Annotated in this window: 16 protein-coding genes and 2 pseudogenes; 15 read left to right on the top strand and 3 right to left on the bottom strand. The window is 42.9% G+C overall.

Translation table 11 applies throughout. From position 1 onward, the window contains the following. Positions 1–80: 80 nt before the first annotated feature. Positions 81–2,405 carry a TonB-dependent receptor gene (locus tag AXF12_RS10825; protein ID WP_066431097.1) on the bottom strand — a complete coding sequence of 775 codons (2,325 nt, stop codon included), beginning with the start codon at positions 2,403–2,405 and terminating at the stop codon, positions 81–83. A gap of 303 nt (positions 2,406–2,708) precedes the next feature. Here AXF12_RS10825 and AXF12_RS10820 point away from each other — a divergent pair, with 303 nt between their 5' ends. Together AXF12_RS10820 and AXF12_RS10815 are read left to right on the top strand one after the other, a co-directional pair. After that, the gene (locus AXF12_RS10820; protein WP_066431088.1) at positions 2,709–3,665 is read left to right on the top strand and encodes a helix-turn-helix domain-containing protein; all 957 of its coding nucleotides are present in this window, start codon (positions 2,709–2,711) and stop codon (positions 3,663–3,665) included. Between the two features lie 134 nt (positions 3,666–3,799). After that, positions 3,800–4,715: pseudogene (locus AXF12_RS10815) on the top strand (IS982 family transposase). A gap of 171 nt (positions 4,716–4,886) precedes the next feature. Here the strand turns inward: AXF12_RS10815 and AXF12_RS10810 are convergent. Next, positions 4,887–5,369 carry a hypothetical protein gene (locus AXF12_RS10810; protein ID WP_066431086.1) on the bottom strand — a complete coding sequence of 161 codons (483 nt, stop codon included), beginning with the start codon at positions 5,367–5,369 and terminating at the stop codon, positions 4,887–4,889. A 23-nt stretch (positions 5,370–5,392) separates the two neighbouring features. Beyond that, on the bottom strand, positions 5,393–6,244 hold the full coding sequence (locus tag AXF12_RS10805) for an AraC family transcriptional regulator (RefSeq protein ID WP_066431083.1): 852 nt from the start codon (positions 6,242–6,244) through the stop codon (positions 5,393–5,395). A 552-nt stretch (positions 6,245–6,796) separates the two neighbouring features. Between AXF12_RS10805 and AXF12_RS10800 the strand changes: the two genes are divergently transcribed. The 13 genes and pseudogenes from AXF12_RS10800 to porT all read left to right on the top strand — a co-directional run bounded on the left by AXF12_RS10800 (position 6,797) and on the right by porT (position 23,587). Next, entirely contained in the window at positions 6,797–7,084 is a 288-nt protein-coding gene (locus AXF12_RS10800; RefSeq protein WP_143325035.1) for a hypothetical protein, read from the top strand. Positions 7,085–7,128: 44 nt separating this feature from the next. After that, the gene (locus AXF12_RS12580) at positions 7,129–7,563 is read left to right on the top strand and encodes a LamG domain-containing protein (protein WP_231909904.1); all 435 of its coding nucleotides are present in this window, start codon (positions 7,129–7,131) and stop codon (positions 7,561–7,563) included. A gap of 129 nt (positions 7,564–7,692) precedes the next feature. Next, positions 7,693–7,920, top strand: a complete 228-nt coding sequence (locus AXF12_RS12575; protein WP_335338860.1) for a LamG domain-containing protein — start codon at positions 7,693–7,695, stop codon at positions 7,918–7,920. Between the two features lie 127 nt (positions 7,921–8,047). Continuing rightward, positions 8,048–9,970 carry a beta-galactosidase gene (locus AXF12_RS10790; RefSeq protein WP_169792833.1) on the top strand — a complete coding sequence of 641 codons (1,923 nt, stop codon included), beginning with the start codon at positions 8,048–8,050 and terminating at the stop codon, positions 9,968–9,970. Between the two features lie 31 nt (positions 9,971–10,001). Continuing rightward, complete coding sequence (gene lacZ, locus AXF12_RS10785; RefSeq protein ID WP_066431064.1) at positions 10,002–13,100, top strand: beta-galactosidase, LacZ type; 3,099 nt, start codon at positions 10,002–10,004, stop codon at positions 13,098–13,100. 126 nt (positions 13,101–13,226) lie between these two features. Continuing rightward, positions 13,227–17,277: pseudogene (locus AXF12_RS10780) on the top strand (hybrid sensor histidine kinase/response regulator transcription factor). 328 nt (positions 17,278–17,605) lie between these two features. After that, on the top strand, positions 17,606–18,658 hold the full coding sequence (locus AXF12_RS10775; RefSeq protein ID WP_066431057.1) for an NAD(P)/FAD-dependent oxidoreductase: 1,053 nt from the start codon (positions 17,606–17,608) through the stop codon (positions 18,656–18,658). Between the two features lie 2 nt (positions 18,659–18,660). Next, entirely contained in the window at positions 18,661–18,996 is a 336-nt protein-coding gene (locus AXF12_RS10770; RefSeq protein WP_066431054.1) for a 2Fe-2S iron-sulfur cluster-binding family protein, read from the top strand. A gap of 147 nt (positions 18,997–19,143) precedes the next feature. After that, positions 19,144–19,773 (top strand): hypothetical protein, encoded by a 630-nt coding sequence (locus tag AXF12_RS10765; protein WP_066431051.1) that lies wholly within the window; start codon positions 19,144–19,146, stop codon positions 19,771–19,773. A gap of 78 nt (positions 19,774–19,851) precedes the next feature. Then, entirely contained in the window at positions 19,852–20,175 is a 324-nt protein-coding gene (locus AXF12_RS10760; protein WP_066431049.1) for a winged helix-turn-helix domain-containing protein, read from the top strand. Positions 20,176–20,417: 242 nt separating this feature from the next. Beyond that, positions 20,418–21,758 carry a cell envelope integrity protein CreD gene (creD, locus tag AXF12_RS10755; RefSeq protein ID WP_066431047.1) on the top strand — a complete coding sequence of 447 codons (1,341 nt, stop codon included), beginning with the start codon at positions 20,418–20,420 and terminating at the stop codon, positions 21,756–21,758. A gap of 354 nt (positions 21,759–22,112) precedes the next feature. Further along, positions 22,113–22,847, top strand: a complete 735-nt coding sequence (ubiE, locus tag AXF12_RS10750) for a bifunctional demethylmenaquinone methyltransferase/2-methoxy-6-polyprenyl-1,4-benzoquinol methylase UbiE (protein ID WP_066431046.1) — start codon at positions 22,113–22,115, stop codon at positions 22,845–22,847. 29 nt (positions 22,848–22,876) lie between these two features. Further along, positions 22,877–23,587 carry a type IX secretion/gliding motility protein PorT/SprT gene (gene porT, locus AXF12_RS10745; protein WP_066431044.1) on the top strand — a complete coding sequence of 237 codons (711 nt, stop codon included), beginning with the start codon at positions 22,877–22,879 and terminating at the stop codon, positions 23,585–23,587. Positions 23,588–23,589: the final 2 nt, after the last annotated feature.

Here is a 23,589-nt window from a genome sequence, read left to right as displayed (position 1 = left end):
CACTGTAGAGCCACTGTAGACCCACTGTAGACCCACTGAAAGTATAGTTAAAGTATATTTTTGGTTCGGACGAGAGGGTGTTAGAATATTACTCTTAGCTTCACCCCTCCATTGATTCCCATTAATGGGCGGTTGAATTCTGATAAGGTCTTTTCATTCGTTATATTCCGCACTTTCCCCGAGAGAAATACTTTATTATTCAAGAAACTGTGCTCAAAACCTATATCAATAGTTGTACTGCGCGGAATGCGGCGTTTCTGCAATTGCGTCATTTCAAAATCGTAATAGTATTCTTCTACGAAAGCGACATCGGCAAAAAGGCGTGTGTTTTGCCCTGTGCCACCAAAGAGGTTCTCGCGGTGGAACTCCAAGCCTGCATTCGCCATTAAGTATGGTATATTAGGCATACGTTTGTTTTTAGTAGGGTTAGGCACGGTGCTTTCTGGCTCGTAAGCACGTGTATCGCGCAGGTCTTGATAAGTAGTGTTGCCGTATAGATAAAGCGAAGGCAATACATCGGCTTTGGCTTCAAACTCTACCCCAAGAGTACGCATCTCACCAAAATTCTGGTATTGTGCCCCTATGAGTCCGGCAGTATAACGTATCATATCTTGCAAATACATATAGAAGAAGTTCATTTCTATCTGAGCATTGGTAGGGTGCTTGCCTGTAAGGTCGAACAGCAAACCAAGGTTAGCGCTGAGATTACGCTCTGGCAATAAATCAGGGCTGGGGATTACGGCTATACCATCGCCTAAGAGTTCCGTTTCCGAAGGAATACGCACCTCATAACCAGCAGAGAGTTTCCCCATTAGCGAAGGCAGGAAGCGGTAACGCATCGCATTATTCACCCCAAAATCGCTTTTGCTTACATCTACATCGTACTTACCGGGGACGAAGAGTGGCGCCATTTGGGTGTGCATAGTGTACATATAATGGCGTACTGTGAGCGAGTTCAAAAACACGTCGTTAAGCGTACGGAAGTCGTATGTAAGTCCGCTTATCCAACTGCGCATTTGCGAATCGAAATTCACTTGCTTGCCCAGACTCAAGGTTTTTAAGTCGTCTTTGGGCGTACCGTTTGCCATAGAAAACACACTGTTGATATTCAGCGAATGGCGTTCAGTAAGAATGTACTCCAAATTGGTTTTATTAATAAAAGTGAGCTTTTTATCGTCAGAGTCCGATGGGTAGTTATAACCTGCCTCACCGCCATAACGCGAAGGGGTAGGGTAGGAGCTACCGTCCCACTCATAGCGACGGGTGGCTTTGTCGATGAAGTTCATTTTGGTAAGTACCAATCCGTTGAACATATCGAGGTTTAAGCCTTCTGTAAGGAAATTATCTTTCTCGAGTTTGTTAGAAAGCCCCGTCATTAGCGACTGACTATGGGCTTCTCGTATATCGTATTCGATACCTTGAATTTCCTTATAGGTTTTGACGAACACGGGTTCTAACTCTACTTCGTCGAACCACCATTTCTTTGCTTTGAAGCTCCCGCCAATGATGAGCTTGCGGTACTTATCGTGGTTGCGGGTGATGCGTAATCCTTCTTGAAAAGGGGAATCGAAAGTGTAGTTATTATCCGATGAAGTATAGCCCCCACCGATACCGAATACCAATCCGCGCTGTTTGAGGTTGCGTTTGAATACCCCTTGTGCCTTATGGGTGTTGTAACTTTCATATCCATAACTGAGGTCGGCATATTTATCGGGGTATTCGCGAATAACGATATTGATAGCTCCTCCAAGCGATGAGCCCCCGAAGCGTGCTGGTACGACTCCTTTGTAAATCTCAATACGGTCAATCATATCTATGGGGATATCATTGATATCGATATAATCTGTCTGCTCACCTAAGGGTAATTCGTCTATAAAAAAGCCAATGCGCTTGCCTTCTAATCCTCTTACTGAGATACGTGAACTACTACCTACCCCTCCCGAAGTGCGCAAAGTGATACCTACGGTTTTTAGAAGAATGTCCTGCACACTGCTTACCGTACCTCGCAGGTTACTCATATCAATTACCGTTACGGGCATACTTTGCTCTTTCTTTTGGTGAGCGACACTCTTACCCGAAACGGTTACTCCGCTTATTTCTTCGGCTTGTTCTTTCAGCGATACATCTGAACGTACTTGTCCTTTCACACTGATTTTCTTCCCAAAAGTTTGATAACCGAGGAAACTAAACCACACGATATAATTCCCTTCGGGCAAGTGTGCCAATCGATATTGACCGCGTGCATCGGTGCTCACGCCTTTGTTTAGTTCTTTGATGTAAACATCGGCACCTATCAAAGGTTGGTGAGTTACTTTATCGGTAACCGTACCAATGAGTTCGGCAGTGTTTTGAGCTGATATAGAAAGACTGAAGAGTAGTAGTAAAAGAAAAGTTTTGTTTAACATAGATATCGGTTTTTGCGTTTCAAACTTTGGTAAAGTTGAATTACCTAATAATCAGTATTTAATCGCTTGCTAACTGCTAACGACTAAAAAACTAATACTTAAAATATTTGGTGGTTTGAAATATGTTATTTACTTTTGTTCTAAACAACAGATTTCAGAGTGCAAAAATACAGCAAAAAGGAAGTACGATTGTTTAATTTCCTTAGCAAAGTTTTATATTTGAATAGCAAATTTAGTGATTAGTTGTTCGTAGTCGGCTGGTGGTGCTGACGACAAACAGCTTATGAACTTGATAAACAACAGATGAATATGATAAACGAAATAACATTACCTTTGGCAACCAACGAAGAAGAGGTACAAAATTATTACGAAAGAGTGAATGAACAAATGGGGGTATTCCAATTGGAACAACAAACCTTAGGCAATCATACTTACTACCGATGGCAAGTACAAATGAAGGAGGAAGTGACTTTTGTGGGACGTATGGATATCCCCTCAGTGCGTCTTTATTTTGTAACCCGAACTCACAAAGGTATGGCGGTGCAGATAGACGGGCGAAATTGTATCAGTAAGGCGGGGACTCACAATATCTTTTTTGGTAAAGAAGAATGCTTGGGCAAAGACTTGTTGCATAAAGATGATATTATAGAAGTGATTACGGTTGCTATCAGTGCTGAGCAATTTGCGCAAATAGCTACTCAATACCCCGAAACTTTTATGGCGTGGTACCAGCGCTATGAGCGGGGTGGTAACTTTATTCTTTCGCCTGAACAATCACTTCCTACTGACTTTGCTATGCAAACTACCCTTGACCAACTGCAACACGCTTCTCTTTTGGGCAAGGCAGCACGACCTTATGCCGACCTAAAAGTGCAGGAACTTTTTTTGTTACAATTACATCAATACGAACAGCAACAGCTACAAGTATACCAATACTGCAAAACCCAAACCGACGTGCGGAAGATGTACGAAGTGCGCGACCGCCTTACGGCTCAGTTGGACGTTACGCCTTCGATAGCTGAACTGGCACGTGCCGTAGGTGTGAACGAAAAGAAGTTGTGTTATGGTTTTAAAGAGGTATTTGGCACTACTGTTTTTGGTTATCTATACGACTATAAAATGAAGTTGGCACAACAACTGCTCCTTCATACCGATAAGAGTATAAGTGAAATCGCTCTCACTTGTGGATATGATTATATATCGCATTTTTCGACTGCCTTTAAGAAGAAGTTTGGGAGGAGTCCGAAAGAAATTAGGTGAGAGGCGTGAGCCGCACGGGCAGATTAATTAACGTGAGTTCGACGTAAGAAAAGTTATTTTTTATTTGCAAAAAAGGGATAGTTTTAGTAACTTTGTAGTTTGAAAATCAAAAGTTTAACTAAAAATCTATCCCTATGTTATCAAGCCACAAAGTTACGGAAATTTTCTTTATAATAGACGAATTTGACAAGAATTTTGAAAAAATAGTCTCTGACCATAGCCTTGTGCAAAATACTGACTTAAAACAGAGAAATCGTAAATCAACTTTATCTGATAGTGAGGTTATGACTATTCTAATTCTCTTTCATTCAGGTCATTATAGAGATTTTAAACATTACTATATCAATCACATAAAGAAGCATATGAAAAGGTGAATTCCCACAAACTGTATCCTACAATCGATTCGTTGAATTGCAAAAGAAAGTAGTTGTAAAATTAGCTATATTCTTGAAAATGTTTTGTTTAGGAAAATGTACTGGCATTTCGTATATTGATTCTACCCCCATAAGAGTTTGTCATATCAAACGTGAAAAACAACATAAAGTATTCAAAGAATTTGCCCAAAAAGGACAATGTTCTTTAGGCTGGTTCTATGGATTTAAGTTACATCTAATCATTAATGATAAAGGTGAAATACTTGATTTTATAATAACACCAGGCAACATAGATGATCGTAAACCTCTGTCTGATATGAACTTACATAAGAGAATCTTTGGAAAACTCTTTGGAGATAAGGGGTATATCAGCAAAGATTTATTTGAACAATTATTTATTGATGGGGTACATTTAATCACTAAGATTAAAAAGAATATGAAAAATAGCTTGATGCTCTTACAAGACAAAATAGCACTTAGAAAACGTGCTTTGATAGAAACAGTAAATGACGAATTAAAAAACATTTGTCAAGTAGAGCATACAAGACATCGTTCTTTTGATAATTTTATAACTAACTTATTATCAGGACTTATAGCTTATTCTTTCTTTGATAAAAAGCCTTCTATTAATTTGCAAGAAGACATTGTTGATCTAAAAAGACTCGTTGCTGCTTAAATCGAACTCACGTTATTTTAATAAAATAATTCACCATTAGGCAAAAGTTTGTGAAAAATTTAATTATTCCAATTTTTTAGGACAAACGAATATTGCTCATAAATTAAAAAGGTGCAATCTCACCACTGTGAGATTGCACTTTTTTTTACAATCAACAAACCTTATAGTATTTTAAGCTGTCATTTGTAAGAGATTATTAATTTCCTGTGCGTGGGTGCGGCAGTAGTACATCACAAAAGCAATGTAAGGCACGAATAATAGTATGCTCCACAACAAGCCTTGTGCAAAACCTTTGTAATCAGCGATGCGGTAAAGGGTGTAGCCTGCCCATAGCAAGTTGAGCGTCATTGTGATATGCGACAGTTGGGCAAAGATATTGGCGCCATTCCACGTGAATGTGAAGAGTCCCATAGTGCCGAAATAGTATATCGGCAGGAAGGCAAGGGGCAGCCAAAAGCTCTTTTTGGTGAGCCAAAAGGCGATAAAGCCAACTAAATACACTAAGCTGCTGGGTGAGCAAGCGTTATAAGCAAGCCATTGCACGAAGTTTACTTTCAAAGTGAAGAAGAAATAACCACTCCCTGAAAGTGTGAGCAATAATAAGAGGATTGCCAAAACAATCCCTGTGGTTTTTTCAGTTTTTGTAAGAATCATAATGTTAAAAATTAGCAAATTAGTTAATTAATCGGGATATAAACTTCTGTTTTTAGTTTTTCTTCAGGGGTACGGCGAGAGTCATTAAGGTATTTCTCAAAGAGAGGTTCATCTCTTAGTTCGTATTCGCTTTCTACCACCCAGCGCATAGCCACATCATCTACAGCTGCCAGATGGCTGTAACTCCCTTGATAGAAAAAGACGGCATACTTGCCTCCCGCCAAGGTCTTGCAACTCACCTCACCTTCAGGATGAGCAGGCTTGTGAATGGATAGACAAATTTCTGAACGTTGCAGGGAGGTTTCAGTGATTTTTGGGTCGTCATAGAATACACCTATAGACTCGATGCCTTTGGTAAAGAGTTTTTGCGATTTTACAACCGCCCACAATTGTTCGTAGGCTTTGCCGTAGTCTAAAGTCCCATATTTGCCAGTGAGGGCTACATAGATAAGATTTTTAGGCTCGAGTTCTATTATTTTAGGAGCTTTGAGAGCCAAATCGGAGTTGATGATTTCTTTTCTCATAATGTAAATATCTTTATTAGTTCTGTACTCGGTAGGGGTAATGCCATATTGGTTTTTAAAGGCTTTAGAGAGCGATGCAGGGGTTTCATAGCCTATATTGAAGGCTATTTGCTCTATAGGGAGGGTAGAGTAGCGCAGCAGTTGGGCAGCGGTTTCTATGCGCAAACGTGCGATAAAAGCAATAGGCGATTCACCTTTCAGCACTTTGAAAATCCTACAAAAGTGAAAATGCGACAAGTGAGCTATATCAGCTAATGTTTTCAGTTCGATAGGCTCATCGAGGTGACGGTTGATGTATTCCGCTACTTTGTTGATGCGCTGGGTGTAATCGTTATGAGTTATGGATTTCATAGGGTGTGATTTGAATTTCTGGGGCAAAGATACGGCAGTTTTTTGAAGCGGACTTTTCCTATATTGCTTTATTGTTTGTTGTTACAATACAAGTTGGGGGGGAAGCGGACAAGATTGAACAAGATTGAACAAGGTCAGACAAGTCAGACAACTCTGACAAGTCAGATGGGGGGTCAAACAAGGCTGTCAAAAGTATCTTGTAATTCCTAACACCTGACCCCTAATGTAGTGCCAAAAAAGAAAGTATCTAAAAAGTGTATTCATTCACTTTTTAGATACTTTTTTATAGACTTTATCAAAGGTGCGAGCCGCACGGGCAATTAAGGACTTTGCCAAAGTGTAGCAACTAACTTCTGACACCTGACACCTAAGACCTGACACCTAAATCTCCCCTTTCTTCATTTTTTCAAAATTGGTTTGAATTTCTGATCTTTCATCATCGCCACCATATTCGGCTTTAGGGAGGTTTTTAACGGCTTTCTCTTGTATTTCTAAGGCTTTTTGCTTTTCACCACGTGCGTACAAGAGGTAGGCAAAACCTATGTCTACGATATGATGCTACACATTAAAGGCAAAGCTTGGGGTTGGATAGAGACCTACATAAGCCAGTATGAGCCTGTTAAGGGGCAAGACTTCAAAGACAACCAAGTCTACGCTATCAATAAAGATTACTCTCCTGAAACCAAAGGTTTGATGTCAGCCTTGTCCACTGTCACTGATAAAAAGGAATTCACCGCAACAAAGACAGGGACTATCTACTTCGTTATCAAGTTAGGTAGCTGGCAAAACAACCTTGAAGATGCAACCATTAGCGATCTCTATTTCAGAGAAAAGAAATAGATTCTCATTTAAACACATAATAAAAACATTAAAAAACACTTAAAATGAAAAATATATTTAAACTCTCATTGACTCTACTAACGGTATCAGTATTCATCTCTTGTAAAGAAGATGACTCAGGTATCAACGATACCCCAGAACCTAATATGCCCCCTACCCAGCCCGTAGAGTGGGTACTCGACTTTGAGGACAATTCCAATGATACTGAGCTCAATAAAGAGCATTGGGCAATCTACGACAATGCAGGCGACCCCGACCCTGAGCATATGCGTCGGGTAGAGGCGGTACAAGTAAAGGACGGTATCCTCAATTGTGTGATTGATAAGCATCCCACCGAAGCTAACCGCTTTATGACGGGTGGGGTAGCCCATCGCAAGAACTACCTCTACGGTAAGTTTGAGTTTAAAGTGCGTATGGATAACGACCCCAAAAGCGGTACAGGCGGAGTGTGTCTCACTTGGCCTGAAAGTGAAACTTAGCCTAAAGATGGTGAGAACGATATCTATGAAACAGAGTACCAAAATAACCATTGGAACACTTGGATTCACTATGGCAAGCTCGGTAATGATGGCAAGTATAACGACGAAAAATACCAGTATAGCTACTCCTTGGATAAAACTCAATGGCACATCGTTGCTTTAGAGTGGACTCCTGATGCTATCAAAACCTATGTCGATGGTAAATTGATGTTGATTCTTCGTGATCCCGAGGCAATTGCCAAAGCAAAACACCATATCTGCTTTCAAGTGGAAAAGAACTCAAAAATAGCACTCGAAAAGCCCATAAGGCTACAAGTGGATTGGGTGAAAATCTACACCCGTGTTGAAAAGAAATAAGAGCTTAATTGGGAGGAGGAATCTTATGAAATTCAATAGACTAAAACTTTATAAAACCTTTTTTATCACTACTTTTGTCTTGTTCTCTGCATTGATGAGGGCTCAGGAGCGCAAAACTGATCCACTGATGTTTGGAGCTGAAATCTTTATCGAACCTGGACAATCAGATGCAATTGTCGAAGGCTGGTTCAAGACTCTCAGCGAGCACAATATGCACCTGACGCGTATCCGTATGCTCGAAAGTTATATGAAGGATGCTCAAGGCAATTGGGATTTTACCTTGTTTGACAAGGCGTTTAGATATGCTGAGAAGTACAAGGTAAAAGTCTATGCCAATCTATTTCCTGCAACTGACTTTAAGGATATCGGTGGTTTTAAATTTCCTTATGATAGGGCACATCTCACTCGTATTGCCGAGTACATCAAAGTGGTAGTACCTCATTTTAAGCAATTTAAGTCATTCTATGGCTGGGTACCTATCAACGAACCAGGAGGTGGGCATCTGTACGACCCTCTAGCGAAAGAACTCTTTGCACAATGGCAAGCCTCACAACCTAAAGTGTCAAACCATCCACTCTCTCAGGTGCCGCACTTCTCATTTGATAATGAAAAGTTCTTGATGTATTACAACACTTGGTATCTTAAATGGTTGGTAGAAGAAATACGGAAATATGATAAGTCAAGTCCTATCCACGTCAATACACATCAGATCTTTGACAATGTGGCACAGTACGATTTTCGCGATTGGCGCAGTTTCCTTACTAGTCTGGGAGGCTCTGCGCATGCCAGCTGGCACTTTGGTTATTTTCCCCGTGAGAAATATGCCTTAGCGATGTCAGCCAATAGTGAAATTATTCTCTCAGGAGCAGGAAGCCTTCCTTGGCTGATGACTGAGCTACAAGCAGGGAATAACATTTACAGTGGCTATGCACCTTTCTGCCCTACAAAGGAGGAAATTGCTCAATGGCAGTGGATTTCAGTTGCCACAGGTAGCAAAGGGGCTATTTTTTGGTGCTTGAACCCACGTACATCAGGCTTCGAGGCAGGCGAGTGGGCAATGCTCGACTTCCAAAACAAACCTTCAGATAGGCTTACTGAGGCAAGTAAAATTGCCAAAGTAATTGCCGATCATCAAAAATTGTTTGCTACGGCTGTTCCTTTAAATAGTAAGATACACATCCTTTACAACCGAGAGTCACTTTGGGTCGAAGATAAGATGAAACCTGAAGGTAACAAGGATAAGTACGAAGTCCGCAATACAGGGGCGGTGATGAAGTCGGCTATCAGCTATTTTGAAGCGCTCTCAGGCTTGGGATTGCAGCCTACTTTTAAGGAATTGAGAGAATTTTCTTTTACTGAAAAGGATTATTCAGGAGAAACTATTATCTTTGCACACCAGATAGCACTTCCTGAAGCGTATTACGCTAAGTTACGCTATTTTGTAGAACGAGGAGATACGCTGCTTATTGATGGACTTACAGCTTTTTACAATGAGAATGCTGTAGGGAAAATGATCAATACCTTTCCACTGGCAGACCTTTTTGGAGGGAGTGTTGCTGAGTTTACCTTTATTGGTGATACCTTCAGCCTTGATATAGCGGGAAGGAAACTTGCATCACACGCACTAAGAGGTGTTATCAATCCGCTGAGCAATGTAAAGGTAATAGGCACAGAGGGTACACAAGCACTTGGGGTAATCAATACCTTTGGCAAAGGTAAAGTGATATGGATACCTTCACTGATAGGTTTAGGGGCACGCAAGGCGAATGATTACCAGTCGCTGCTTGCATTTCTTGCACCTTATCTCAATACTCAGGATACATTGCATTTTGACAGCTATCACGAGGGCTTACTGATGAAGACCCTCAAATCAGGCAAACATCTCATCACCGTAGTGATCAATAAAAATAAGACCACTATTCAAGTACAGTTAAAAGGTTTTTCTCAGTATAAAACGCCTACACTATTGTACACTAACAAAAGTAGTAAAATCAATGGTGAGAAGCTCACCGTAGAGAGTGAAGATGCCTTAGTTATTTTATGGGAATAAAAGAATATTATAGAATATAAATCAAACTGTTATGAGAATATATACTACCTTATTACTATTTATTTTTGCACTGTTGAGCTCTTTGGGTTATGCACAGAAGCACGATTGGGAAAACCTCTCGGTAAGTGCTATCAACACCGAGAAGAACCACAGCTATTATGTGCCTTTTGAGCGTACCAATTGGGAGAAGAACGACCTCGGAAGCTCTTCGCAAGTAAAGCTCCTCAATGGTGGTTGGCAATTTGCTTACTTTAAACACCCTTCAAAAGTGCCTTCAAAGTTCTATGCAGGGGCTATCAAGCAGTGGGACGTGATAAAGGTGCCTTCGAACTGGCAATTACAAAGCAATAAGTATGATCCCCCCGTCTTTACCAACGTGCAGTATCCTTTTAAGGCTAATCCACCCTTTATACCTAAGGATTATGGTCCTGTTGGGATTTACAAAACCAGCTTTTCACTGCCTTCTCAATGGACAGGGCAGGAGGTTTTTATCCATTTTGCAGGAGTACAGTCAGCGATGTATCTGTACATCAATGGCAAGAAAGTAGGCTATCACGAGGACGGTATGCTGCCAGCGGAGTTTGACCTTACTCCCCATCTGAAAGCGGGCGACAACGAGATGATCGTACAAGTCTTCAATTGGTCAGATGGAACTTACCTTGAGGATCAGGACTTCTGGCGGCTGAGTGGTATCTATCGCGATGTATACCTCTTTGCAACTCCCAAGGTACGTATGCGCGATTTTACCGTAACTCCCGACTTAGATAGCCAGTACAAGGATGCAACACTCAAGGTCGAGGTAGATGTGCAGAACTTGGCTAATAAAAACGAAGAAAATCTCTCTCTACAAGCTACTCTAAAAGATACTGAAGGTAGGGTGGTAACCACTGAGAAGCTCCCTATCGCCAACCTCAAAGCACAGGGTGAACAGCATATAGATGCTGTATTTTCTTTGAAGAACCCCCTAAAATGGACAGCTGAAACGCCTAACCTTTACAAACTTGGGATGGAATTGCTCACCTCCGACGGTAAACCACTGCAGGCTCTTACGCAGAATGTAGGGTTCCGCAAAGTGGAGATAAAAAATGCGCTTCTACTTGTAAATGGCAAACCTATCAAGATTAAAGGGGTAAACCGCCACGAGTTTGATATGCGCAATGGGCGAACCGTAACCCGCGAGGATATGATAAAGGATATTGTGATAATGAAAACCCACAATATCAATGCCGTGCGTACTTCACATTACCCCAATACCCCTGAGTGGTATACACTCTGCGATGTTTATGGGCTTTATGTGATGGATGAGGCTAATATTGAGAGCCACGGTCTCTGGGAGGGAGGCTACTACACAGGCGAGCGCCCTGAGTGGCAGCAGAATATCGTGGAGCGCAATGTCAATATGGTAGCTCGTGATAAGAACCACCCTTCTATTATCTTCTGGTCAATGGGTAATGAATCAGTCTGGGGTAAGAACTTTGATGCAGCTTATAAGGCTATGAAAGCCCTTGACCCTCAGAAGCGTCCTGTGCATTACGAGTCAAAGATTCCTGCCTACGCCAACGTGCTCTCACACTACGATATTATATCCAATATGTACACCCGTCTTACTCAGATTAACGACTTGTTCCACAGCGATACAGCTCGCCCTGTGATTGTGTGTGAATACGCTCATTCAATGGGGAATAGCTTAGGAAACTTTCGTAAGTATTGGGATTTGTTTAATAGTGATGTACGCTACCAAGGAGGCTTTACGTGGGACTTCAAAGATCAAGCCATCCGAATGAAGAATAAGGATGGAAAAGAGTTCTGGAATATTATCAACTATATTGATAAAGCCAACGTTAATGACGGACTCGTCAATGCTGAAGGCACTCCACAACCTGAGATGCACGAGTTAAAAAAAGTATACCAATACTTTAATGTCAAAGATATAGATATCAACACGGGCTTAGTACTTATCTCCAATAGCAATTACTTTGTAGGGGCTGAGGATATATACCTCACTTGGCAACTCCTTGAGAATGGAAAACAGATAGATTTAGGCACAATGGAGCAACTCAGCCTTGCCCCTCAATCACAAAGGGCGATTACGATTCCTTTTAAGCAAGAACTTGTAAAAAATGGCAATGAGTATTTTATGAACTTCCAGTTCAAGACCAAGAAAGCAACTCTTTGGGCAGACAAGGATTTTGAAGTAGGCAGTGAGCAGATAGCTTTCCCGAATAGTATTTCAACAAAATGGGTAGCATTGCCAGCCTCTAAGCCTATTCACCTAAACGACAAAGGCGATGTAGAGCTTATAGGCGATAACTTTACCGCCCGATTTAGCAAAACCAACGGCAGCCTTAATAGCCTCACTTACGGAGGTAAAGAGCTGATGGTAGCCCCTCTTATTTCTTCTTTCTGGCGAGTGCCTACCGATAATGATGAAGGGGGCTTTGAGCGTTCCTATGCAGCTCGTTGGCGTAAGGCAGGCTTGGATAAAACAACCCTTATCCCTGTCAGTTTACAAGCCTTTAAGATAGGAGAAACTCAAGTGAAGGTTGTCGCTGAGAACCAACTAAAAACCGCCAGTGGCACTATCATTCAAAGGGCAACTTACCTGGTGAATGGCAATGGGCTAATAGAAATACAACAGGATTTCACTGTTCCTAAGGAACTTCCTCCATTGGCAAGAGTCGGGCTGCAAATGGCTCTTGATAAAGCCTTTGATAAGGTAGAATGGTATGGCAAAGGCCCTTTTGAATCGTATGACGATAGAAAAGAAGCTGCCTTTGTAGGAATTCACAAAAAAGAGGTTAAAGATATGTTCTTCCCTTATGTAATGCCCTCTGAGAATGGTAACCGATCTGACACCCGTTGGCTCAAGCTTCTCTCGGATAAAGCAGAGCTACTTGTCTTCTCTGATGAATTGTTTAACTTCAACGCTCAGAATTACAGTGATACAGCTCTGAATAAGTCAAAAGAGACCCAGGAGCTCCCAAGAGGTGAGGCTACCTATCTGCACATCGACAAAGCACAGATGGGTTTAGGAGGTGATGATAGTTGGACTCCACGTGTACACAAAGAGTACATACTTGACGACGCTTCGTACAGTTATAAATTCTCAATAATTCCAAGAGCAAGATAATAAATAAAATGGTTCTCATTACGGTTTTCCTTATTTCTATCATTCACTAATTTTGCAACAAAGGAAGTGCTTTTCTCTATTGGCAGAAAAAGCCTTACCTTTGTTGCTCTTTTTTTAATGAGCACTATGAAGAAGCTACTTTTGCTATACTTTCTAACTTTCTCTTTCCCATTATGGACACAAGAGCTGGCTTACTTTACCCAGCTTACAACCCGCAACGGTCTTTCCAGCAGTGAGGTTACCAGTATTTTGCAAGATAGCAAAGGTTTTATATGGATAGGCACTGATGACGGCTTGAACAAGTTCGATGGAAATGACCTCACAGTCTATAAGTACAACCCACAAGTGGCGAACACCATTGGGGGCAATTCTATACGCTGTTTATTTGAGGACAGTCGCCACAACCTTTGGATAGGCTTAAAAGGCGACGGATTGTGCAAACTGAACTTGCAGACAGGAGCTTTCAAAACTTATAAAAAGAAAAATGGCAATGGATTAAGCTATAATGACGTAGCAGGTGTCGTTGAGGACGAGCACGGGATGATCTGGATTGCAGTAGATAGAGGAGGTTTGGATATGCTTAACCCTGTCACCGAGCAATTTGTACATTACGAAGTGCAGGATCAACATACTTCACAACACTTGAACAACGCTCTTACAGGCATCATCACAGTGGGCGATATGTTTGTGCTTAGCTCGTGGGGAGGTGGTGTTTATTGTTTTGATAAGAAGCATAAAAAGTTTTCACTACACCCTTATTGGGCTGCTCAAAAGCCCGATAAAGAGCTCTGTAAGCATATCTTTAGCCTATATAAGGATAAAGACAAACGTATATGGGTGGTATCGGCACACGGAGGCTTGTATAGTCTTGATGAGCAAAGTAAGTCCTATAAGCATTACGACCTCTGCAAGATAGCAGCTAATTGCGAAGATAATCTCAGTGTGCGCGCTGTCTCCGATGATGGCAAAGGCAATCTGTGGATTGTAACCAGCACAGGACTAAGGCTCTTGAATAAAAAGAACGGTAGTATCACTACCTTAGAAACCTCACACCTCACGGGTGAAAATCTAAAATACACCTATACCGATAACGCTGGGCTAATGTGGTTAAGTGTTACTTCAGGGGTATACTATTTTAGCCCCACTTCCACACAGTTTAAGTCGCTGAAAATCAAAGGATCTTTCGCTGAAAAACAAGTGCTTTCTGTGTTCAAGGACAGTAAACACAATCTTTGGGTTGGAGGGCTCAATAGTTTTCATAAAATAGCTCCAGATAGAAAGACGATCATCACTTATAGCAATCGCCTTTACAATAAAAACACTTCCCTATACCAAGCAATATGCGAAGACGCTGAGGGTAATATCTGGATTGGCAATTATTCTAACCAGCTTATAAAGTACAACCCGCTCACACAAACGTTTACACAGATTGACATTCCTCCACCTACGGGTACAAATTACGCCTACCACAATCTCTACAACATTACCCTTGATTGGGATAACTCGCTCTGGCTCGCCACCGAGTTAGGTGCCGTCAATTACAACCCTACCACCCAAACCTTCAAGCCGCTTTTTGAGAGTAAGAACATCATCTACCCTGAGGATAAAACGCGTGTTATCTACCGCGACCAAGAGATGCAGCTCTGGATCGGTAGTGAACGCGGACTGAAGCGCTATACTAGAGACCTCCGACTGAAAAAGGTCTATACCGCTAAGGAAAACGACCCCAATACACTCTCTAATGACTTTATTACCGCTATTCTCGAAGATCACAAAGGCAACCTCTGGATAGGCACCAAGGAAGGGCTACATCGCTTTGATAAGAAAACGGAGAAGTTTGAGCTTCTCCGTCGTACCGATGCGGCTTATGGCGACCCAATCTTTGGCTTAGCCGAGGATGGTAAAGGCAACCTCTGGATGAGTACGCCTTCGGCAGTATTGCGCTACAATATAAGTGAGAAAAAGTTCCAGACCTTTAACGAGTACGACGGTTTGCAGAGTGCAGGCTTCCAGCTCGGTGCTTTTTCACAAGCAAAGGATGGCGAGCTGCTCATAGGGGGCAAGGAAGGGCTTAACACTTTCTACCCTCAGAGCCTTACTATCAATAGGCAGCCTCCTAAAGTGGTCATCTCCGACTTTCAGATCTTCAACAAGTCGATTAGCCCAGAGCAAGGGGGTGTACTTACGCGCCTCATCGACGAGACTTCTGCCATCACTCTAAAACATTCTCAGTCGGTGATATCCTTCCGTTTTTCGGCATTGAACTACAAGGCTTCCGCCAAAAACCAGTATGCCTATATGCTTGAGGGCTTCGATAACGATTGGACGTACAGCTCCTCTCAGCGCATTGCTACTTACACCAATCTCAACCCTGGTACGTACACCTTTAAGGTGAAAGCCGCTAATAACGACGGCGTCTGGAACGATACCCCCCACCACCATAAAGCTCACCGTTACCCCGCCCTTTTGGCGTACTCCTTGGGCTTACACACTCTATGTGCTCTTGGGTATTGCTATTATCGTGTTGATTGTCAAATATTACACTTCCAAAGAAAGAGATAAACAAAACTTGAAGATTTCACAGTTAGAAACCCTCAGATTGTACGAGATTAACAAGATGAAAACCAAGTTTTTCTCCAACATCTCACACGAGTTCAAAACACCACTATCGCTCATCATAGGTCCTCTCACTCAGATCGTTGAGGAAGACAATATCTCAGAGCAGCATAAAAATCACTATAAGATGCCGATGATGTTGCGAAATGCCCAAAAACTAATGCGCCTCATCAACCAACTTTTAGATTTCAGAAAGTTAGAAAAGAATAAGTTAGAGCTCAACTTGCAATACGATGATGTGGTGAAGTTTATAAAAAACGTCAGTGAGATGTTCTCCTATCTCACGCTCGAAAAGCACATTCAGTACACCGTGAAAAGCACTGTCCACAGTCTTTGGATGCCTTTCGATGCCGATAAGCTCGATAAGATACTGTACAACATCATAGGCAACGCCTTTCAGTACACTCCTGAAGGGGGACAGATAACGGTTCTTATCGCTATCGCACTGCGGAAAGATAAACGCTTTTTGCAGATACAAATTAGCGATACAGGCATTGGGATTTCTGAGGAAGAAAAGCAACACCTCTTTACCATCTTCTCCCAAGGAGAACGCCAGAAAGCAATGCGCAATGAAGGGTCTGGTCTCGGGTTGGCATTTACTAAGGATTTGATCGATCTACACAAGGGTTTTATTAAGGTGGAAAGCCAAGTAGATAAAGGGTCTACTTTTACAGTGCTGCTGCCTATCGAAGAGGTACCACAATTACACGGAGAGGACTCAATTACCCTGCAGCAGTTCGATGTCCAGCCTACTACTAATGAATTAGAAGTAACTCAAAATCAGGATAAAGAGTTGATCCTTATCGTGGAAGATAATGAAGATATGCGCAGCTATATCCAAAGTGTTCTCACACCTGATTTTCAGCTACTTCTCGCCCGTGATGGAGAGGAAGGGCTTGCGATGGCTCAGCTTCATATCCCCGACCTGATCGTGTCCGACATTATGATGCCCAAAATGGATGGCATTGCAATGGTAAAAGAGCTCCGCAATAGCGAGAAAACAAACCATATCCCTATCATCATCCTTACTTCCTTAGATAAAGAAGAACAAATCATCGAAGGCTACACTTTGGGTATTGAGGATTATATCACCAAACCCTTCTCAGCAAAGATATTGTGTAAGAAAATAGAGAATATACTCCTTTTGCGTAAAAAACTCTGGAAACTCTACAATGCCACTGGCGATATCAATGCTTATAAAGAAAAGTTAGCCGACAACCCTTGGAAACAAGAGTTTATAGATAAAATCAGCGCGATAGTGATGCAACATCTCAGTGAACCTGAGTTCAGTATAGAAACAATTGCCGACGAACTTAATATGAGTGTGACCCAACTCTTTAAGAAAGTAAAAGCCATTATGAACACCACACCTTATAATGTGATTGTGCAAATACGAATGACTGAGGCTACTCGCCTAATCGCACAAGGCAATCTCAATATCTCAGAAGTTGCTTACCAGTTGGGCTACCAAGAGCTCTCCAATTTCAGTCGCGCCTTTAAGAAATTCCACAGCATCTCTCCCCGCGACTACGCTAAGAAAATAAGCGATGAGGCTTTATAGAATAGAGGGACAATTGTACGAAAATACGACTTTATGAAGATACAAAAAGTGTAAAAAGCTCGTTCTTCTCTGCAATCATAATTATACTAAACCTGATACAGAAGTAATATTTTCCTTTGTGATGAACGGAGGGCAAACGGAAGCGGAACGGTTAGCGAGCCTCAGATCCAACCAAGATTAGCGGTACTTTATTGGGTAAATAGAGAAGGCAAGGCGTAAATTTCGTGCCATTGACCTAATAGAATAAGAGAAAGAAAAACAGCTGATCTGCCTTCCAATTTGGTCAACTCGAAAAGTATTCATACTTTTGCACCAAAATAATTACTAAATGCATCAGACAGATATTATCATCATAGGGGCAGGACCCACAGGGTTGTTTGCCGTTTTCGAGGCAGGATTGCTGCGCCTCAAATGCCATCTCATTGACACGCTTCCTCAGGTAGGTGGACAGCTGGTTGAACTCTATCCTAAAAAACCAATATTCGATATCCCAGGCTACCCCAGCGTCGAGGCTTCAGAGTTGGTGGATAACCTTATGGAGCAAATAAAGCAGTTTCAACCGCAGTTTGCCTTAGGTGAAACCGCTATGACTATTGATAAAAATGACGATGGTACTTTTGTAGTAACCACTGATAAAGGCACTCAGGTGAAAGGCAAGGCAGTGGCTATCGCAGGAGGCTTAGGCACTTTTGAGCCTCGCAAACCTGAGCTTACTAATATTGAGTTCTATGAGAATAAAGGGGTGGAGTACTTCGTAAAACAACCTGAACGCTATGCAGGCAAGCACGTAGTGATTGCTGGCGGTGGCGACTCTGCCCTCGATTGGAGTATCTATTTGGCTGAGGTGGCTGCCTCACTCACTTTGGTGCATCGCCGCAATGAATTCCGTGGAGCCTTAGCCTCAGTCGAAAAGGTCAAGGCACTCAAAGAGGCAGGCAAAATAAACCTCAAAACACCTTATGAGGTAGTAGGGCTTGCTGGTGATGAAAAGCTGGAACACCTCATCTTAGAAAAAGACGGCGGTGAGCGAGAAACAATCGCTGCCGATTACTTCATACCCCTTTTCGGGCTTACCCCTAAGCTGGGACCTATCGCTACTTGGGGCTTAGAAATTGAAAAGAATGCCATAAAGGTAAACAATGCCCTTGACTATCAAACCAATATAGAAGGTATATACGCCATTGGCGATGTGAATACTTATCCAGGGAAGCTCAAGCTCATCTTGTGCGGTTTCCACGAGGCTACCCTAATGTGTCAGAGTGTTTACAACCGCTTATTCCCCAATCGAAAATATGTATTGAAATACACTACCGTAGCAGGAGTTGATGGCTTCGACGGTAGCCGAAAGGAAGCAGAGAAAGCAGTAGTGAAATCCATCTAATAATGACTGACATACACTTAAAAATAACAGACCGCGACGGATTGCTCTATGAGGTAGAGGCTCCTACAGATATGAATATGAGCCTAATGGAAGTAATGCGCGCCTACGAGATTGCCCAAGATGGTGAGATAGGGGTCTGTGGTGGGATGGCAATGTGTGCTTCTTGCCAGTGCTATGTACTCAATGAGCAGGAGGTTACCCTCCCAGAGATGTCCGCAGAGGAAGAGGCAATGCTTTATGAAGCTTCCAATGTAAAGCCAAACAGTCGCTTAGGTTGTCAAATACCCATTACAGAAGCCATCAATGGCTTGGAAGTAGTGTTAGCCCCTTGGAGTTAGACAAAGAGGTTGATATTACAGATACTTAGTAATGAGTGTGTTATCAGTTCTCTGAATCTTAAAAAATGTTAAATAATGAAAAAACTGCTAAAAATATTTGGCAGTTAAAATATTATGCCGTTACTTTGCAGCGCAAAGCACTTTACTATGGAAGACAAAAACTATATTCAAGACCTGCGTGAGATACGCTCGATGATGCGCCGCTCCTCACAATTCCTGTCCTTCAGTGGACTGTCGGGGGTGTTGGCAGGGGTTTATGCACTTGTGGGTGCGTATTTCGCACACCGCATTCTCAGTACGCACTATATTCATTACCGCTATGTGATTGTCGAAAGTCCTACTTTCCGTGCCTTGATGTACATTGCGCTGATTGTGCTGGTGGCATCGTTGCTGACAGCGGGTTTCTTCTCGTATCAGAAGGCTAAGCGACGTGGCGAGCGTTTGGTGAGTAGCACCTCGAAGCGCGCAGTCTACAACTTTGCCTTGCCACTGCTCACAGGTGGGGCACTGAGCTTGCTGCTCATCAATGCGGGCTACTACGGACTTATTGCCCCGATGACGCTCATCTTCTACGGATTGGCGTGTGTGAATGTCAGCAAATACACCTTTGGCGATGTGCATTACCTCGGCATTACGGAGATTGTACTCGGTTTGCTCTCGGTGTATTTTGCTGGCTACGGATTGGAGTTCTGGGTAGTAGGCTTTGGCGTATGCCATATCCTCTACGGCTTGGTGATGTATTTTAAATATGAGAGATCAGAAGAGAGAAATCAGTAATCAGTGCACAGCTCTCAGTGCTTAGTGCACAGCACTATGTACTGACTTCTGACCTCTGATTTCTGACCTCTAAAAAAGATGAAAGCCATTCTTCAACATATCAATAAGGTGTTTGACAACCGTATACGGCTGGCGATAATGTCGGTGCTGATGGTCAATGAGCGTGTGGATTTCAATACGCTCAAGGAGCTGTTGGACGTTACCGATGGTAACCTTGCCAGCCATACGCGTGCACTTGAGAATGAGCAGTACATCACCGTAGAAAAGAGCTTTGTAGGACGCAAAACCAACACATCGTATAAGGCTACTGAGAAAGGTAAACGCGCCTTTACAGAACATATAGACGCCTTGGAACAAATCATTAATCAGAGAGTAATGAGTAATGAGGACTGTGAACTATGAACTGAGTATTACTCTCTACTCATTAGTATCGCCTCTTTTTTTTAGGCGTATGCTTTGAAATACAAAGTGCTTTACAGTGTCAGTACAGAGCACTGAGAACTATACACTATACACTATGCCCTCTGCCCTCTGCCCTCTAAAAAAGAATGTTTAACTCGTCAGTATCCAGTGCTATTCTGATCTTTGGTCCCTGATCACTGATCCCTGATCTCTGGCTACTGACCCCTAATACTAATTATACAATGGATTCGCAAAAATCAACTATCGCAAACCTGTTACAGTCCAACACTGTACGCTTACTTATGATTGGGTTTCTGACCCTTATACTGCTCATTCCGCTCTACTTCGTGCAGGACTTAGTCCGCGAGCGCAAATACCGCCAGAACGATGTAGTTGAGGAAATCAATAAGAAGTGGGGCGAAGAGGTCTTCTTTTACGGACCGATCCTCAAAGTGCCCTACAACACTTACGACGCTAAGAATAAGACATATAACTTGCAGTACGCCTACTTCTTCCCCGAGCTCTTGCAGAACACCTCTAAGGTGAAAACCGAGACCAAGAAGCGCAATAACTACGAGTCGGTGGTGTTCAACGCTACGATGGACTTCACAGGGCGTTACGCCGCTCCCGACTTCTCGCCAATGGGGATTGCCGAGGAGAACATACAGTGGGATAAGGCGACCATCCTCATCCGCACTACCAACCTCTCGAGCGTTAAGAACAATGTCGCCATTAAGTTCGGAGGTAGGGAGTTGCCTTTTGAGCCTATCTATGAGCGCACCGACAATAGCGATAGGGAGTATGCGGGAGAGGAGTACAACTACAACGCTACCTCCTCGCTTGAAACCCGCTTCTTCAATGCTAAGGAAGCACTTTCGCGCCCCGACTTCTCCTTTACGGTGCAATACGATGGCAGCAAGCGCATCAGTATGGTGCCCATAGGGAAGGTTACCGAGAGCACGATGAAGTCCAACTGGCCTGATCCGAGCTTCACAGGGCACTTTTTGCCTTTCCAGAAGAAGATTACCCCCAATGGTTTTGAAGCCTCGTGGCGTGTGTTGCACATCAATCGCGCTTTCGGACAACAGTCCTTTGGCAGTCTGCCCAACATCAGCGAGTACTCCTTTGATGTCGATTTCGTTATCCCTGTCGATGAATACCAGCAGAACGAGCGCGCCACCAAGTACGGCTTCTTGGTTATTGGGCTTACCTTCCTGATATTCTTCCTCATACAGAGCATCAGCAAGATAAAGATACACATCTTCCAATACACGATGATAGGCTTAGCACTGATTATCTTCTACAGCCTACTCATCTCCATTACCGAACACACCAACTTCTCGCTGGCGTACCTCATCGCCTCGGTGATGGTAGTGCTACTGATCAGCCTTTACTCCGTCTCGATACTCAAAGGCAAGAAGTTCCCGCTTTTCATAGGGCTATCACTTTCAGCCCTGTACGGTTTCATCTATGTGATTATCCAGTTAGAGAACTACGCGCTATTGGTAGGCAGTATCGGCTTGTTTACCATCCTCGCTATGGTGATGTACGTATCGCGCAAGATCGAGTGGTCGCAGAACTAATTTCAGAGGAAAATCCACATCAGTAAAATTTTCTAACGGCAGCAGTACGGATGAGGTACGGTATCAGTACGGTACCAGTACGGATGGAGACAAGTGATTTTTAGACTTGTCTAAAAACGGCACTTCTTTAAAAACGTAGAAAATATATCTAATAAGTTGACTTAATGTAGATAATCTTAAAAGGTGGTTACTATGCCGTAGTGACCACCTTTTTTTATCTCCTCGGAGAGGGGTGAAAACGCCGCTTTTTCAAGCCTATTTTCTACAAAAATGATAAAAATATTGTAAATTATCGCAATTAGTTTGCATACTTGCACTGAATTGTATACCTTTGCCGAAAATTTCAATCATACGATGGCTGAGCGTGTAGTAACACCCTATGATAATTCGCAGCAAGGCAAGAAGCAGCAGGTAACGGAGATGTTCGATAATATTTCAGGAACTTACGACGGGCTTAACCGCGTAATCTCTTGGGGCTCAGACGTTAAATGGCGAAAGAAAGTAGTGGCGAAAGTCGCTGAGGTGCACCCTTCGCAGGTGCTTGATGTGGCTACGGGCACAGGCGATTTGGCAATCGCTCTGACGGCTATCAAAGGGGTAAAAGTTACAGGGTTAGACATCTCAGAGGGTATGCTCGCCGTGGGGCGGGAGAAGGTCGCTAAGCGCGGGCTCACCGACCGCATTGAGATGCAGCAAGGCGATAGCGAACACCTGCCCTTTGCCGATGCTACCTTCGATGCGGTAACCGTAGGCTTCGGAGTGCGCAACTTCGAAGACCTCAACCAAGGACTCTCCGAAATACGTAGAGTGCTCAAACCCCAAGGCAGACTTGTAGTTTTGGAAACCTCAGTGCCTGAGCGTTTTCCCTTCCGACAAGGCTACTTGTTCTACACTCACTATATGATGCCCCTGATAGGCAAGCTGTTCTCAAAGGATAAAGCCGCTTACAGCTACCTCTCAAAATCGGCAATACACTTCCCTTATGGGAAAAAGTTCAAGGCAATATTAGATGAAATAGGCTACCGTGATACGGCTTATTATCCGCAGACACTCGGCGGGGTAGCCACCATCTATGTAGCTAATAAATAAGGTAATACACTATTAAATATAAAAAGAAAATGCTTAGAAAAATAACTTTATGTATCTTTTTGATATTAGGTATAAAAGGCGCGTATGCTCAGTTTAAAGAGCCATTAGAAAACTTGGAGCACTTCGATGAAAAGCCCTTCCAATGGGGCTACTACTTCGGTGCCAACGGTTTCGACTTCAAGATTGATTACAAGGACTTGAACTACCAAACCTCACGCCTACGCGAAATACAAATCGACCGCAACCTTGGCTTCAATGTGGGGCTTACGGGCTCAGCGCGGCTTATTGACTTTATCGATTTGCGCATCGAACCAGGCTTGGTCTACAACAAGCGTGTGCTCGTATTCCCAGGCTTCAACAACGAGAACGATGCCAAGCGCGAAGTGCAGTCCACTTACATCTACATCCCTTTGCTGTTCAAGTTCAGTGCTAAGCGTTGGTACAATGTGAAGCCTTATATCACCGCAGGGGGCTCGATGGTGTTCAACCTCAGCAGCAATGCCAACCTGAATATCGACAACTCCGAGAAAACATTTAGGGCTACACGCAACGTATTCTTCTATGAATTTGGCTTGGGGCTCGACCTCTATACGCCTTATTTCAGAATGTCGCCTTCACTGCGTATGCTCTTCTCGCTCAATAACGAGCTTACCCCCGACCGCGACCCCAATAGTCCGTGGACAAGCAACGTGAACAAGATACAAACAAGAGGTTTCTTAATCAATCTTAATTTCGAATAAAG

Source organism: Capnocytophaga haemolytica (assembly GCF_001553545.1).
Classification (GTDB): domain Bacteria; phylum Bacteroidota; class Bacteroidia; order Flavobacteriales; family Flavobacteriaceae; genus Capnocytophaga; species Capnocytophaga haemolytica.
Note: the sequence above shows the minus strand (reverse complement) of the source record. Positions and strands in the feature narration are given on the sequence as shown.